This window comes from Sporosarcina saromensis, from assembly GCF_054901285.1.
Genome location: NZ_CM142738.1, coordinates 2530800 through 2546201, shown reverse-complemented (window position 1 = coordinate 2546201; position 15402 = coordinate 2530800). Strand labels below are relative to the sequence as shown.

At 40.3% G+C, this 15402-nt stretch carries 16 protein-coding genes; 8 read left to right on the top strand and 8 right to left on the bottom strand.

Annotated features, from left to right (window positions below; all coding sequences use genetic code 11):
* Positions 1-13: 13 nt before the first annotated feature.
* The 4 genes from odhB to ACVHUV_RS12800 all read left to right on the top strand — a co-directional run bounded on the left by odhB (position 14) and on the right by ACVHUV_RS12800 (position 4357).
* Positions 14-1249: a 2-oxoglutarate dehydrogenase complex dihydrolipoyllysine-residue succinyltransferase gene (gene odhB, locus ACVHUV_RS12815; RefSeq protein ID WP_462084824.1), complete on the top strand. Its 1236-nt coding sequence runs from the start codon at positions 14-16 to the stop codon at positions 1247-1249.
* Positions 1250-1319: 70 nt separating this feature from the next.
* Positions 1320-1517 (top strand): DUF6501 family protein, encoded by a 198-nt coding sequence (locus tag ACVHUV_RS12810; RefSeq protein WP_317944255.1) that lies wholly within the window; start codon positions 1320-1322, stop codon positions 1515-1517.
* Positions 1518-1581: 64 nt separating this feature from the next.
* The gene (locus ACVHUV_RS12805) at positions 1582-2445 is read left to right on the top strand and encodes an ATP-binding protein (protein WP_462084823.1); all 864 of its coding nucleotides are present in this window, start codon (positions 1582-1584) and stop codon (positions 2443-2445) included.
* Positions 2446-2455: 10 nt separating this feature from the next.
* Entirely contained in the window at positions 2456-4357 is a 1902-nt protein-coding gene (locus tag ACVHUV_RS12800) for a vWA domain-containing protein (RefSeq protein WP_462084822.1), read from the top strand.
* Positions 4358-4415: 58 nt separating this feature from the next.
* Here ACVHUV_RS12800 and ACVHUV_RS12795 read toward each other — a convergent pair whose 3' ends face one another.
* Together ACVHUV_RS12795 and ACVHUV_RS12790 are read right to left on the bottom strand one after the other, a co-directional pair.
* Positions 4416-5612, bottom strand: coding sequence for a toxic anion resistance protein (locus ACVHUV_RS12795; protein ID WP_317944251.1), 1197 nt, complete (start codon positions 5610-5612; stop codon positions 4416-4418).
* Positions 5599-6261, bottom strand: a complete 663-nt coding sequence (locus ACVHUV_RS12790; RefSeq protein ID WP_317944250.1) for a 5-bromo-4-chloroindolyl phosphate hydrolysis family protein — start codon at positions 6259-6261, stop codon at positions 5599-5601. The genes ACVHUV_RS12795 and ACVHUV_RS12790 overlap by 14 nt, the downstream gene beginning before the upstream one ends.
* Before the next feature lie 200 nt (positions 6262-6461).
* Between ACVHUV_RS12790 and ACVHUV_RS12785 the strand changes: the two genes are divergently transcribed.
* A complete protein-coding gene (locus tag ACVHUV_RS12785; RefSeq protein ID WP_317944248.1) occupies positions 6462-6779 on the top strand; it encodes a DUF1033 family protein in 318 nt (105 codons plus the stop codon).
* Between the two features lie 174 nt (positions 6780-6953).
* The gene (locus ACVHUV_RS12780) at positions 6954-7154 is read left to right on the top strand and encodes a cold-shock protein (protein ID WP_184210741.1); all 201 of its coding nucleotides are present in this window, start codon (positions 6954-6956) and stop codon (positions 7152-7154) included.
* A gap of 80 nt (positions 7155-7234) precedes the next feature.
* On the opposite strand, the gene ACVHUV_RS12775 is transcribed toward ACVHUV_RS12780, so the two are convergent.
* The 5 genes from ACVHUV_RS12775 to ACVHUV_RS12755 all read right to left on the bottom strand — a co-directional run bounded on the left by ACVHUV_RS12775 (position 7235) and on the right by ACVHUV_RS12755 (position 11729).
* On the bottom strand, positions 7235-7912 hold the full coding sequence (locus tag ACVHUV_RS12775) for a hypothetical protein (RefSeq protein WP_462084821.1): 678 nt from the start codon (positions 7910-7912) through the stop codon (positions 7235-7237).
* A gap of 132 nt (positions 7913-8044) precedes the next feature.
* Entirely contained in the window at positions 8045-9649 is a 1605-nt protein-coding gene (locus ACVHUV_RS12770; RefSeq protein ID WP_371391412.1) for an ABC-F family ATP-binding cassette domain-containing protein, read from the bottom strand.
* A 50-nt stretch (positions 9650-9699) separates the two neighbouring features.
* The gene (locus ACVHUV_RS12765; protein ID WP_317946072.1) at positions 9700-10011 is read right to left on the bottom strand and encodes a protein YuzH; all 312 of its coding nucleotides are present in this window, start codon (positions 10009-10011) and stop codon (positions 9700-9702) included.
* A 912-nt stretch (positions 10012-10923) separates the two neighbouring features.
* Positions 10924-11457, bottom strand: coding sequence for a peptide-methionine (S)-S-oxide reductase MsrA (gene msrA / locus ACVHUV_RS12760; RefSeq protein WP_462084820.1), 534 nt, complete (start codon positions 11455-11457; stop codon positions 10924-10926).
* 173 nt (positions 11458-11630) lie between these two features.
* The gene (locus ACVHUV_RS12755; RefSeq protein ID WP_317946075.1) at positions 11631-11729 is read right to left on the bottom strand and encodes a YjcZ family sporulation protein; all 99 of its coding nucleotides are present in this window, start codon (positions 11727-11729) and stop codon (positions 11631-11633) included.
* 168 nt (positions 11730-11897) lie between these two features.
* Between ACVHUV_RS12755 and ACVHUV_RS12750 the strand changes: the two genes are divergently transcribed.
* On the top strand, positions 11898-12863 hold the full coding sequence (locus ACVHUV_RS12750) for an LCP family protein (RefSeq protein ID WP_462084819.1): 966 nt from the start codon (positions 11898-11900) through the stop codon (positions 12861-12863).
* A 21-nt stretch (positions 12864-12884) separates the two neighbouring features.
* Entirely contained in the window at positions 12885-14099 is a 1215-nt protein-coding gene (locus ACVHUV_RS12745) for an AI-2E family transporter (RefSeq protein ID WP_371391409.1), read from the top strand.
* 148 nt (positions 14100-14247) lie between these two features.
* On the opposite strand, the gene ACVHUV_RS12740 is transcribed toward ACVHUV_RS12745, so the two are convergent.
* Positions 14248-15246 carry a substrate-binding domain-containing protein gene (locus tag ACVHUV_RS12740; protein WP_462084818.1) on the bottom strand — a complete coding sequence of 333 codons (999 nt, stop codon included), beginning with the start codon at positions 15244-15246 and terminating at the stop codon, positions 14248-14250.
* Between the last annotated feature and the right edge of the window lie 156 nt (positions 15247-15402).

Genomic DNA, 15402 nt, shown 5'->3' with positions numbered 1-15402 from the left:
GGAGGAATTTATTGTGGCAGAGATTAGAGTACCTGAACTTGCAGAATCGATTACAGAAGGAACAATTGCAAAATGGTTGAAACAACCTGGTGAAAGCGTAGAAAAAGGTGAATTCATCGTTGAATTGGAAACAGATAAAGTAAACGTTGAAGTCATTTCTGAAGAAGCAGGAGTCATCCAAGAACTACTTGCTGGTGAAGGCGATACGGTTGAAGTCGGTCAAGTAATTGCGGTAGTTGGAGAAGGTGCAGGTGCCCCTGCAGCTCAATCAGCTGCGTCTACACCAAAAACGGAAGAAGCACCTGCCGCTACACCTGAAGCAGCGCCAGCGCAACCAGCAGAAGAAGCATCATCTACTGATCGTACGATTGCAAGTCCTGCAGCTCGCAAACTAGCGCGTGAAAAAGGAATCGATTTGGCTGCTGTATCTACCGTGGATCCAATGGGTCGTGTACGCGTGCAAGATGTTGAAGCACACGGAACAGCTCCTAAAGCTCCTGCTGCACAAGCAGCGCCAGCTCCAAAAGCAGCTGCACCAGCAGTTGAAGACGGACGCGAAACACGCGAAAAGATGACACGTCGTCGTCAAACGATTGCGAAACGTCTATTGGAAGTGAAGCAATCTACAGCAATGTTGACGACTTTCAACGAAGTAGATATGACTGCAGTCATGGAACTACGTTCTCGCAAGAAAGATGAGTTTTTCGACAAAAATGATGTGCGCCTTGGCTTCATGTCATTCTTTACGAAAGCTGTCGTTGCAGCATTGAAAAAATACCCATATGTCAACTCTGAAATCGATGGCGATGAAATCATCCTGAAGCATTATTTTGACGTAGGAATTGCTGTGTCAACTGAAGGTGGTCTTGTTGTACCAATCGTTCGTGATGCGGACCGTAAAAACTTCGCAGAAATCGAGGCGAACATCGGTGAACTTGCAGCGAAAGCACGCGACAATAAATTAACGCTTGCGGACATGAGCGGCGGTTCGTTCACGATTACAAATGGTGGGGTATTTGGATCACTCCTTTCTACACCAATCCTTAATGGTACGCAAGTAGGAATTCTTGGTATGCATACTATCCAAAAGCGTCCAATCGCTGTTGGCGATAAAGTTGAAATTCGTCCGATGATGTACATTGCATTATCATACGATCACCGTGTAATTGACGGAAAAGATTCTGTTGGTTTCTTGAAAATGGTAAAAGAATTAATTGAAAACCCTGAAGACCTTCTTCTCGGTTCGTAATAAAAACAGCTTAACGAGGACCCGATCTATTCGGGTCTTTTTCAAATGAACGCAAAGGAGAGTGTATGAAATGACATTTACAGAATGGACAACTGCTCCGACAATTCGTACAGTAGTTTGTAAGCATGCTGATGCAGAGAAATACGTGGTGACGAATGTATTAACCCCTGGCAAAGAATACGAAGTGAAAAATGAAACGGATGAATTCTTCTTTATCGTAGACAATACAGGTAAAGTCGGCGGCTATTATAAAACCTATTTCGAATAAAATGTTACCCAATGTCGCTTCGCTCGGCATTGGGCTTTTTACGAATGAAAAGGATTGATTACGAATGAATAAACTTGTGCTTGATACCCAAAAACGTCGTGTAGATCGGCAATATACGCAAAATGATCACACATTGATCCAACAAGGTGGCTACATTTCTCCAATTCCTTCATTATGGGAAGATATTCTAATTGGAGTCGTGTTGCAAAAACCGATTCTATTAAAAGGTCCTTCCGGTTCGGGGAAAACTAAACTTGCACAAAGTATTTCAGCCTATTTTCAGCAACCGATGCAAAGCATTAATTGCTCTGTCGATTTAGATGCCGAGTCGATGTTAGGGTTTAAGACAATTATTGCGAAAGAAGGAAATACGCATATTGAATTTGTGGAAGGTCCCGTCGTCCAGGCAATGAAAAATGGACATATTTTGTATATCGATGAAATTAATATGGCGAAGCCGGAAACACTTCCGATCCTCCATAGTGTGCTAGACCATCGGAGAATGTTGACAAATCCATTTACCGGTGAAGTGATCCATGCACATGAAGACTTTACGGTCATTGCAGCTATCAATGAAGGGTATGTCGGTACTTCACCTATGAACGAAGCTTTGAAAAACAGATTTGTCACGTTCTCCATCCCTTACTTAACGGGCGATCAACTCGAAAAGGTCATGACAGCATTGTATCCATCTGCGACTCCGCAAATGGTTGAGACATTTCTTCACATTCACGAAGACCTAAAGAAACAAGTGTTAAACGGGCTGTTGGCTGAGGAAGCTGCCTCCGTCAGAAGTTTGTTGGATGCACTTGCATTAGCGGAACATATGCCTCTTGAGCGGGCCATCACATACGCGATTGCTGAAAAATTGGAAGATAAAATAGAGCGTGATTTAGTCATGGAGCTAGTCGTTACATGGGTGAAATGAGGCGAGCCAATTGGTGAAATTGAATCGATTCATTCAATTCAATGACGAATCTGTCGACGTCAACAAACTCCTATTATACGAACGGGTAGGCATGGCGCTAGCAGACGCTCCGTATATAAAATTGACGGAGCGGAAGTTAGTGGAGTTTCAACCTAAAGAGGGGATCATTTCACTGAGCGTTTTTTGGAGGCATCGAAATGAAGTCGTGACTCATGCGGGTAGATTGTCTGATGTCTATTTACTAACAGCAGGTTTTTGGAAGTACTTTTCTGTGAAAGATTGGTTGCAGTTCCGACACTATTATGAGAGGCATCCTTTAAAGAAGCTTGCTGAACATTTGCTCTTGTTATTTGAAGAATTTAGATTAATCGACAAGATTGAAAAGAGTCGTCCCGGAACGAAGAGAGCATTTTCAATTCGACGAGACGTCATGCTGGATTATCATCACGATCAATTAACAGCAAATCGGCAGCAAGGATTTCTTGCGGATGCCTTTCTGAATTACCTCTTTCAAACAATACATGCAGGTTCACTTTCGTTACAACCGTTAAGCTGGCCATTTCCAATGGAACAAGTTCAAATGCTCGCAATGCACGCAACGGATGCGAGAAACACATATGATATGGTTCAACTCGTACATCGCATCATGTTCATCGTGGAAGGTCAAATTGAAAAAGATCTCATTCGTCAATATTATGCGGTGGGCGAAGCAATTACCGAACAAAATGACGTTTTTCATTACCATGACGGAATGCGGGACGCACAACTAGGAGATGAAGAAACGAAAGACACCATAGAAGAGCTGTTTCGGACGTGGCACCGTGAAAGTGAACGGGAAACAGGTGTTCACTTGCAGTATGAGTTGGAACATGGTCGAGCTGGAAAAGGGAATGGGACAGACGCAGTGGAAGGAAATGACGATGCCGAAATACATGAAATTGGCTCTGGTACATCGACAGGGAACGAAAAGGAATCCCAAGCGAAACCTATGAAAGAAGAGGTTCTAAGCCAGAGACCGTCGGATTTTAAAAAGGCAGGTCACGATTTTGGTAAAGAGCATCTTCATGTCATTTATAAAGAACATGTATTGGAAGCGAAAACCGATTCAGTGACAATTGAAAAGCTGTTAAAGTGGCGAGAACAACAGAAACCTTTTGTACGCTCATTTATAGAAGAGATGAAAAAGCGGATTGAACAAAAGGAAGAGTACAAACGAACAAAATTGAGCAAGGGTAGGCTTTCAGCTGATCTACTGACAATGGTTGTAGATGAAAGACCGAAACCGTTCTATCGGAAGAATAAACCTTCTGAGCGATTGGATGCAGTTTTTGGTTTACTCGTGGACGGGTCAGCTTCGATGATGGATAAATTGGATGAAACAAAAAAAGCCGTTTTATTGTTTCATGATGTATTACGGCAACTTGCTGTACATCATGAAATTTCCTCTTACTATGAAGATGCAAACCATGCATCCAAAGAAATGCAACCAAATGTATTTGACATTTTGCATTCATTTGAAAAGACGACAAGAGATGACGGTGCAACCATCCTCTCTCTAGAGGCGAACGAAGATAACCGTGATGGTTTTGCAATCAGATGGATGATGAAACGCTTACTCAATCGAAATGAGAAACATAAATTTCTACTTGTTTTTTCAGACGGTGAACCTTCAGCATTCGGCTATGATCGGAATGGAATAATGGATACACGTGCAGCAGTGATGGAAGCAGAGAAAAATGGCGTATCGGTCATTCATTTGTTTTTAGCGACAGATGAGCCGACGGAAGAACAACGTGCTTTGTTTGCAATGATGTTTGGCAATAAGTCAGCAGCATCCACATCAGTCGAGGAGTTTTCTGATCAGACGCTACGAATTTTGCGGAAATTGTTATCGATCGTTATTAGTCAATGATATACCTTCATGAAAAAAGCAACTTACCTATAGGCTAGGTGAGTTGCTTTTTGCTAATTTAGGAAGGGCGAGGGGTTTGCGTTTTCTCGTGCACCGCTAACAATCGCTGTTTTAACTCCTCTTCCATACGGGCTATTTCCACTTCAGCAGCTTTTCGTTTTGCACGCCCATCCGCTTGAATGACAAGCGTTTCTTCAATCGTTTGGATAAGATTTTCCTGTGTTTTCTTCAATGTATCAATTTCAATAATTCCACGTTCGTTTTCCTTCGCAGTCTCAATTGAATTGACCTTCAGCATTTCGGAGTTTTTCAAAAGAAGGTCATTTGTCGTTTTTGTCACTAATCGCTGCGACTCAACGGCTTTCCGTTGACGATTTAACGTAAGCGCAATCGCAATCTGGTTTTTCCATAATGGAATGGATGTCATGATGGATGATTGAATTTTCTCTGCTAACGTCTGGTTTGTCTGTTGAATCATCCGTATTTGCGGAGCACTTTGAATTGTGATCTGGCGTGATAGCTGAAGATCATACAACCTTTTTTCAAGTCGATCAAGGAATTGTCCCATATCATTCACTTCTTGAAAGGCCATTTGGTCATTTGAAAGTTCAGCTTTCCGTTGCATTTCAGGAATAATGACATTGGCAATCTCATCTCGCTTCAATTCAGCTGCTGCGATGTATACATTCAATGCTTGGAAGTACGTTTTGTTTTGCTCATACAAACTGTCTAGCATTTGAACATCTTCAAGTAACCCGCGTTTTGAATGTTCAAGTTGGACGCCAATTCGATCGATTTGTGTGCTGAGCTTTTGGTATTTCGTCATCATTTCCTGAATGGAACGTGTTGCTTTTTTAAATAAACGACTAAGCCCTGATTTCTTCTTTTCGGACAAATCTTCAGGATCAATTTCAGATAGTTTTCCCATTAAATCGCTTAACACGTCACCGACAGGACCGATATCTTTGCTTTGGACATGATCAAGCATTTTATGTGAGAAGCGTGATAATTCATTTTGGGCATTTGCTCCATAGGTAATAATCGCTTCATAGTTTCCAACTGGAATCTGTTCCGCTAATTGCTTCGCTTTATCCTGTTCTTCCGGCGTTAAACGATCCAGTAGTTTAACAGCGACACCGTTATTTTGTTGTTCAGTTTGCATCTCTTTTGGTAGTAAGGTGTCATCCATTGTAAAAGGATTATCTAATAGGTCATCCATTGTTTTCACATTGTTCGTCGAATTATTTTCTGTCATTGCGGAAATCCCCTTTCATATCGAGCAACGGTTTGTTGTTTTTCATCGTTACATCTACATAATCGAGCTCAAGTTGAAGCTGTTCGATGTCTGTAGCTAAAGCCCCTCTTAAATCTTGTTCAAGTTGCTTGTTTACATCAGTAAGTGTTTCCCTTGTATGTTGGAGGGCAATCCTGATTTCTTGATCTTTTAATGGTTGATTGACAAGCATAGCGTATTTTGACGTCAACTCGACCGCAGAATCCAAGTGCGAATAGAAAAATTTTTCTACGTGGTAAAATTTCGCAGGATTTTTGCGTACAATGGTAAGAATCCTTCTAGCCAAGTTGTTCATTTCATACACTTGTTTAAACGCTTGTACAGATCGCACTTGGCCATATAGGCTGTTCAATTGTTTTATTTTCCCTTTTGCTTCAGTAATTTGATGTTGAATATGCTTATATTCGGATCTAGACATGCCGAGTTGTTTTACATTTGAAGAAAGTTGCACTTGTTTTATTGTGAAATTACCTCCTAGATAGATGGCAATCATTAGGCCTGTTGCAGCAAATGGGTTGATGCCTGCAGCAAAAATCATCGTGAACCAACTTGCTGCGCTGACGGGCGCAATGATAAAGTGTCTGAGGAAAAATTGTTTAACTTCTTGCATCGAATGCAGGCCTCCTTCAAGTCTCTTTACTTTATTACGTTTTAATGGCCGAAAAGTTTCAGTCTATACGTTCAAGTATAACGTATTTGAAGGCGAAATACATTCTATTGGACACACGAAACCATTTACTTGGAACTGGAGAAAGGATTTGTTAAAATAAATCCACTCACGGTCTTTATGGATAGGAGGAGCTATCAACTATGTATGAAGTAATTTATATGAAAGCAGACTATGAACCGTGGTGGTTGTTTGAAGATTGGAAGGAAAAAATTCAAACACGAAAAGTTTTTACTTGTAAAGCGGAAGCAAAACAATATATGGATACAGTTACAATGCAATTTTCGGGACAATTTGACCATCATGAAGTGCGTAAGGAATGTTTCTTTGCATTTTGGTCTGATGAAGAAAAAGTCTATTGTGAAGGTTGTGATGATGAGTTGCAAATTTTTCACGGCATTATCTCTTTTGTCGATGGGGAGCCCGCTCCAATTATTCTGAAGAATAATTCGAATATTTGATATTGTTATATTGACAATTAAATTGGGTATGGTATAGTAACAGTAACAATATCAGTTTTACCGAAACAGACGGATTCACGTATTACAAAAGGTGATCGGCGTTGTCGGTGCCTTTTGTAATATGTGAATTTTTTTCATGTATTAGAAAGTATAATTATTTGGAGGTAGTCACACATGAAACAAGGTACTGTAAAATGGTTCAACTCTGAAAAAGGCTTCGGATTCATCGAAGTTGAAGGAGAAGACGATGTATTCGTACACTTCTCTGCTATTCAGGGAGACGGATTCAAAACTTTGGATGAAGGTCAACACGTTGAGTTCGAAGTTGTAGAAGGCAACCGTGGTCTTCAAGCTGCTAACGTAGTGAAACAATAATTCGTCAAATAAAAGAGGCGCCTTTTACGAGGTAGCCTCTTTTTTACTTGTGATTTTTTTAGAAGAAGTGGGCGCGCCTTTTATGGTTTTGATACGGATGACAAGGTCGATGTCACTTTGTATTCTTCTCCGTTCGTCATGGTCATGACGGATTCCCGTTTAACTTCCCCAAAACCTTTAGCGAAATATTTACGATTCACCGCATCATCAGATGTCGATTCAATGACGAAAACGTGGTCAAATGTCTGATAAGGTGTTTCTAATGTAATGTCCGTCTCAACAATTTTCCATTCATCAAATGTCGTACCAACTTCAAATGGTTTTTCTAAATAAATTCCATTCGGTTCCATTGCTTGTAATTCGTCAAGAGAAGGGAAGTCTTCTTTTAACTCAATCACTCGCTGATCCAATCTTAAAATTTGATCCGATTCGATTTTGTAAATGTATCGGATTAACGTACCACCATTATTTTCGTGCACGATGACATAGTTCTTAAACGGATGCGCATAATCAATATCCAAGTCAGCGTATTCGTTCCCTTCACCAATAAACATTGCTTTTGAAGTGTCAGGCAGAAAATAATCAACGAGCTCACTCTTTTTTGCTGCATCTGTAATTTCTTTATCCGTCTTTTCATTTGGCTGGGCACTTTCGCCGCTATTTCCGCTGTTATTAAGGTCTGTAGTGGCAGGGGAGCATCCAACTACGAAAAGGCTGCAGATACTCATAATAATCAATAGGTTTTGTATCGTACGCATCTATTTTCCACTCCTTTTTGATTATTATTGACGAGATACACAAAGCTATGCTTCAGAAGATCATGTGTAAAGCTGACACAACGGAAAAAGCCGTTTTCTGCGAGTACAGAAAACGGCCATTTTTACGGTCTATTATGAAATTGCTTGTTGCTCTTTCCACTCCAAGTACTCATCATATTGCATCATTTTATCAAATATCGTACCGTCTTCGCGGATTTCAATGATTCGATTTGCAACTGTTTGGATGAACTGTTGGTCATGCGATGTGAACAACATTGCCCCTTTAAATGCAATCAATCCGTTATTAAGTGCTTGAATCGATTCCAAGTCCAAGTGGTTCATCGGTTCATCTAACAACAAGACGTTGGCAGAAGAAAGCATCATTTTTGACAGCATACAACGCACTTTCTCGCCACCTGACAATACGGATGGCTTCTTTTTCACTTCTTCGCCAGAGAAAAGCATACGTCCTAGGAATCCACGTAAAAATGTTTCCGTTTGATCCTCAGGTGAATATTGACGTAACCACTCAACTAATGACGACTCTGAGCCTTCAAAGAATTCACTGTTATCAAGAGGGAAGTACGCACGTGAAGTTGTTACACCCCATTTGAATGTTCCTTCGTCCGGTTGAGCTTCTTCAGCGAGAATTTCCAATAATGCCGTTTTAGCAAGTGGATTTCCAAGAAGAATGATTTTATCTTCTTTATTCATAGTAAATGTCGCATCTTTGAACATTACTTTTCCGTCTTGTGTTTTCGATAAACCTTGAACACTTAACACGTCATTCCCAATTTCACGTCCAATTTGGAAGTTAACGAACGGGTAACGGCGAGAAGATGGTTTAATGTCATCCAACTCGATTTTTTCAAGCGCCTTTTTACGAGACGTCGCTTGCTTGGATTTGGATGCATTCGCACTGAATCGAGCTACGAACGCTTGTAATTCTTTAATCTTCTCTTCTTTTTTCTTGTTTTGATCTTGAGCCATACGCAATGCGAGTTGGCTGGATTCGTACCAGAAATCATAGTTTCCTGGATACAATTGAATTTTAGAGAAGTCCAAATCGGCAATTTGTGTACATACTTTATTTAAGAAATGACGGTCATGCGATACAACAATTACCGTATTCTCAAAGTTGATTAGAAACTCTTCAAGCCATTGGATTGCTTTTAAGTCTAAATGGTTCGTCGGCTCATCGAGTAGAAGTACATCAGGTTTACCGAATAAAGCTTGAGCAAGTAGCACTTTCACTTTTTCAGAACCGCTCAATTCAGCCATTTTAACATGGTGTAGAGATTCTGGAATACCTAAACCTTGTAAAAGAATCGCTGCTTCTGAATCAGCTTCCCAACCGTTCAGTTCACCGAATTCACCTTCAAGTTCTGCAGCACGCATCCCATCTTCGTCTGAGAAATCCTCTTTCATATAAATTGCATTTTTCTCAGTCATTATGTCATAAAGGCGTTTGTGCCCCATGATGACTGTATTTAACACTTCGTTTTCCTCATACTCAAAGTGATTTTGTTTAAGTACCGCTAAACGCTCATCTTTGTTCATGATGACATTTCCAGTTTGCGGCTCAAGTTCACCTGATAAAATTTTAAGGAAAGTCGATTTACCCGCACCGTTTGCACCGATTAAACCGTAACAATGACCTGGATTAAACTGTATATTTACATCTTCAAACAGTTTGCGGTCACCGAATTGAAGACTTACATTACTGACTGCTATCATAGAAAAATCCTCCTAAATTCACAATGCTCCCATTATAACATGAAATCTTTTCAAAGTGGTGTGTCATCAATGTGTATTTGCGCGTTTTTCTTTTCAATATGAAAATCTGTTTGGTTTTGAAGAGAGGTCCGAAAAACTTGCCGATTTCGATACGCAGGAAGCGTTCCTAGTTCCTTATTTAGCAAATATTCCATTTGCACATATTGTTTTCTCGTTGGAAGCGATGTATCGTCAATTGCCGACATTGTATAAATAAAATAATAATCCTTGATCTGACGAAAGATGACGACGGTTGAAGGAAACTCGTTAAAGATTCCTTTCACTTGATATTTTCTACCGTATTCCCAATGAATAAGCTCCATCATTCTTCATCCTTTCTATCTTTCTATTATACTACAGCGCGATGCGAACACAAGTTCTTTGATGTGTAAGGAGTGTCCGTTTGAATAGGGGGAAGTTGGATGAGAGGTGAGTGGATAATGTGAAAGCAATGAGAAGTTGTTAAGAGAGGGCTTCTAATTGAGCGTCAGCATGAAAAATTGGCGTCTACGGTCAATGAGAGGACTTCTAAATGACCGTTAACCTCAAAAATCAGCATCCACGGTCAATGAGAACACTTCTAATTGACCGTTAGCATGTAAAATCAGCATACTCGGTCATTAAGAGCACTTCTAAATGACCGTTAGCATGAAAAATCAGTGTCCACGGTCAATGAGAACACTTCAAATTGACCGTCAGCATGAAAAATCAGCATTCACGGTCAATGAGATCACTTCTAACTGACCGTAAGCATGTAAAATCAGCATACTCGGTCATTAAGAGCACTTCTAAATGACCGTCAGCTTCAAAAAATGGCGTCCACGGTCAATGAGAGGACTTCTAATTGACCGATAGCATCAAAAATTGGCGTCCACGGTCAATAAGATTACTTCTAATTGCCCGATAACCTCAAAAATCATCATGCACGGTCATTAAGAACACTTCTAATTGATCGTAAGCATGAAAAATCAGCATACACAGTCAATGAGAGCACTTCTAATTGACCGCCAGCATGAAAAATCAGTGTCCACGGTCAATGAGAACACTTCAAATTGACCGTCAGCATGAAAAATCAGCATTCACGGTCAATGAGAGCACTTTTAACTGACCGTCAGCATGAAAAATCAGCATCCACGGTCAATGAGAGCACTCGTACGCTTACAGTGCGAAAGAAAAAAGTGAACCTGAGCGAACTCAGTTTCACTTTTAATGAGGGAAAACAACCCCTAACCATTTCACTTCAACCAATTCTCTCGAATGAACTCGTCTCTTCCTGATTTTGCGCGGTCCTCTTTATAATGCTGTTCTTCTTTTACATAATAATCTTGATGGTAATCTTCGGCAGGATAGAACGTTTCTGCAGGTCTGATAACTGTAACGATAGGCTTATTGAATTTACCGCTTTCTTCTAATGCAGTTTTAGAAGTCTGTGCCGCATGCTGTTGTTCTTCCGTATAATAGAAAATTGCAGTACTGTACGAATGCCCTCGATCTTGGAATTGTCCGCCAGCATCGGTCGGGTCGATTTGTTGCCAATAGACTTCTAACAATTGTTCGTATGTGAAAATTGAAGAGTCAAACGTAATTTCAACAACTTCCAAATGGCCAGAATCACCTTTTTTTACATCTTCATATGTAGGATTGTCGACATGTCCGCCCATATAGCCCGATACGACATCATGAATGCCGTCCCATTCTTTGAACGGTTTCACCATACACCAAAAACACCCACCTGCAAATGCCGCTTTTTCAATAGTCGTTTTGGACATTTTAAATCACTCCTTTTTTCTCTACCGATTGTACCATAAGAGTGACGAACGTTTTACAATTGATTTGTCGCTTGAATTCTGTAAAATAAATAGAAAGGTTGCCTACGTTTTGTAAACGTGCGTACAACCTTTCCGAGGTGCTAATGAGTGGGTATGTGTATTTTGACGATTAATTAATACAAGTAGCTTGCACCGATGATGATCAATAGTATGAAAAGCACTACTAACAACGCGAAAGAAAAACCGGTTTTATGACCATGTTCATTTCCCATAAAATCCACCACCTTCATTATAGACTATGCGTAGGAAGGGAACGGACATAGGTAAAGAGCCGGTTGCACATGAGAAACTTACAAGATTGAACGATGGCGATCTTGTCATGCAACCCGCATTACTACCATTCGTCCTATTGACGACATCATTTTTTGGAGGAATTTACTTTGACAGAAGACCAATACGAAGGTCCCGTTCCGAGAAGAAGACGGAGAAGAAGGAGATTAAGGGTAGGAAGGTTGTTCTTCACACTGCTTTTTCTCATGTTCATCATAGGCGGGCTCTATTCATACATTCAATATCAGAAAGGTAAATCGTTAGCAGAAGGGAATGCGATTGATCCGGGTCCTTTTAAAGGGGATGTCATTGATCCGAAAAATCCTTCTGTTGAGAATTATTTATTACTAGGTGTAGACGATGATGGAAGCGGTAAGTCTCGTACGGATACAATGATGGTGCTTTCTTGGAACAAGAAAGAAGGGTCTCTTCGACTTGTGTCATTTATGCGGGACATATACGCTGATATCCCTGGCTACCAATCCTATAAATTGAACACTGCCTATTATTTAAATGGTGTTCAAACCGCGAAAGACACCATTACTGGGATGTTCGGTATTCCGATCCATCATTATGCAATCATTGACTTTGATAATTTTGAATCGATTGTTGATATCGCGTTTCCAAATGGTGTGGAAATGAACGTTAAAAAAGAAATGTCCGAAAAAATCGGCGTTACGTTAATGCCTGGCAAGCAACATTTGAACGGCAAAGAACTTCTAGGCTATGCGCGTTTCCGTGCAGATGCAGAAGGGGATTTTGGGCGAGTTGGCCGGCAGCAGGAAGTTCTCGCGGCGATAAAAGAGGAAGCGTTACGCCCCGGCATGTTGTTGCATGTGCCTAAGTTGTCTGGTGCATTGACTGGGTATATTGAGACAGACTTAACAGCGAAAGAAGAGATTTCAAAAGCATTGACGCTTTTAATGAATGGAAAACCGGAACTTGAAACATTAACTATTCCGATAGAAGGAACCTATCGCTTTACAAGATATGAACATGCAGGGTCTGTGATCGAATTGGACCTCGAAAAAAATAAAGAAGCGTTAGCCGCTTTCTTAGAACCAACCAATGACTAAAGAGAGAGAAGGGGATTAGCAATGGGTACGCATCATACTTCTGAAAAAGGACAGGCGACCAATCGCATGGACAATGGCTCGTCAAGAACCATTCGTTTTCTAGGAGGCCGTACGACAATGTTCGTCCTTCTCTCAATTTTACTGATTGGCATTATTATTTTAGTCTTCAGTAAAGTGGCGTTTATCTTTTATCCGATTAAAGTGTTTTTCTCGACTGTTGTTTTACCAGTTATTTTAGCGACAATCGCGTATTATTTACTGCGACCGCTTTTACGCTTATTGGAGAAGTGGAAGATTCCTAGGATATGGGGTATTTTAATCCTCTTCATTGCATTAATAGGTTTAATCACTTTACTCGTATTTCTCGTTTTTCCTTTTTTAAAGACTCAATTTATGAATTTAATAGATGAGTTTCCTACATATTTCAATCAGATGCTCATTAATATTGACTCGTTTTTACGCACTTCGATCTTTTCATCTTATTACAAAGAATTAGATATTGACGTCAACAAGTTCTTGGATGAACGGTTAGGGTCTATTGGACAACTATTTACGGATGCAATTGGCGGACTTGCTTCTGGTGTCACATCATTCATCTCTGCCTTAACCGGATTTGTTCTGGCGATTGTGACTGTACCTTTCATCTTGTTTTATTTATTGCTAGAAGGTGAAAAATTTCCGAAAATGCTATTGAAAATGTTGCCTCCGCGTCTCCGTGACGATGCCCAAGAAATTTTCGAAGACGCTGACCATCAAATCAGCGCTTACATTCAGGGACAAATACTCGTCGCAATTTGCATTGGCATAATGGTTTCCATCGGCTTTCGAATCATCGGTATGGATTATGCTTGGCTATTAGGTGTACTCGCCATGTTTACAAGTGTCGTGCCATATTTAGGCCCAATCATCGCAATTACACCTGCAGTCATTATTGCAATTGTCACTTCACCTTTCATGCTCGTGAAGCTTGCCATTGTGTGGACGATTGTACAATTAGTCGAAGGGAAGTTCATTTCCCCGCAAATTATGGGGAAATCGCTGCATATCCATCCAATCACTATCATTTTCGTATTGTTAACAGGTGGTTCTTTGTTTGGGGTAGTAGGGGTCGTATTCGGTATCCCGGGCTATGCGTTGCTAAAAGTAGTGTTCACGCATTTGTTTAAACTGTTACGTCTTCGGTATAATAAATTCGAAACGGACGAACAGTATCATTATGAAAAACCTTCACGATAACAATATGCATTTAAAAAAGACGATGAGGTGTAAAGCCTTCTCGTCTTTTTTTATGTGCATCGGAGGTACAATTGTTAACATAATATTATTATGTTAACCTGTCGTTGTACTTCATTAGCATCCTATTATTTTATTCAGATCGAGCACGTTAAGGTGTTTCATACAGTATTGTGCCTGTCATCGAAAGGTCATAACCGCTCATTGCACGCATTTCATTTTTGAAAGCTTCACCTTGTAGGGTCTTCAAAATGCTATCGCGCAAGTGCTTGTTGTCAGGTCTTTTAAACATCACAAGGTCATATTGCTCCTGGATGAGGGGGATGAAGTCCACGTCTACTAACGTGGCGGCTTTCTCGATTCCGATTCCAACGTCAGCTAGCCCATTTGAAACCTTACTCGCAACAGCAATATGGTTCATTTCAATTTGTTCGTATCCTTCAATACGATTGCCTTTTATCCCTGCCATACGCAATTGTTCATCCAACAATACTCTAGCCCCTGAGCCGATTTCCCGATTGATCATTTTTATGGACGGTCTTTGCAAGTCACTCCAGTGTTGGATGTTTTTCGGATTGCCTTTTTGTACATACAGACCTGCCTTCCTTGCTAATAAATTCATCACAATGAAAGAATGTCCATTTAATATACGCTTAATGTAAGGAATGTTGTATTCTCCTGTATCCCCGTCAAATAGGTGAGTACTCACAATATCCGCTTTGCCATTGTACATAGCAATGAGGCTGTTTAAACTACCTTGATAAGATCGTAATGGTCGGTAGCCAATGTTCTCTTTTTCGATTGCACTCGCTAGTAAATCGAGGCTCATGTCTTGACCACTAATGATCACTTGACGGGTTGCAAAGGTAGGGAAGTGAGGGGTAGGTTCCTCTGTGAATACTTCGTTAACCTCATTCGTACTATCCATTGGTTGCTCTTTTGTGTGCGGGATAGGAGATGCAGATACACCTCCACTTTTTGTACTTTCCTTATAGGCTTCTAAGTCAATCGCGTCGACACGCATTTGACGCCCAACACGATACGCGCGAAGCTCACCTTTTTTTATCAAATCATAGATCGTCAATTTTGATACTTTCAATTGCTCAGCAAGTTCTTCAGTTGTAAACGATGTCGTAGATTGGTTATTCATAGTAGCCTCCTAGTAGGATTCTTCTATTCATTGTCCCTTATTAAAAAATAATTTGCAAGATTAGAACATGTATAATAGGAATAAATAATAATTAGTATGTTCGATTGTGAACGAGAACTATTTATATCTATTAAATTATAATTAGTATGCTATAGT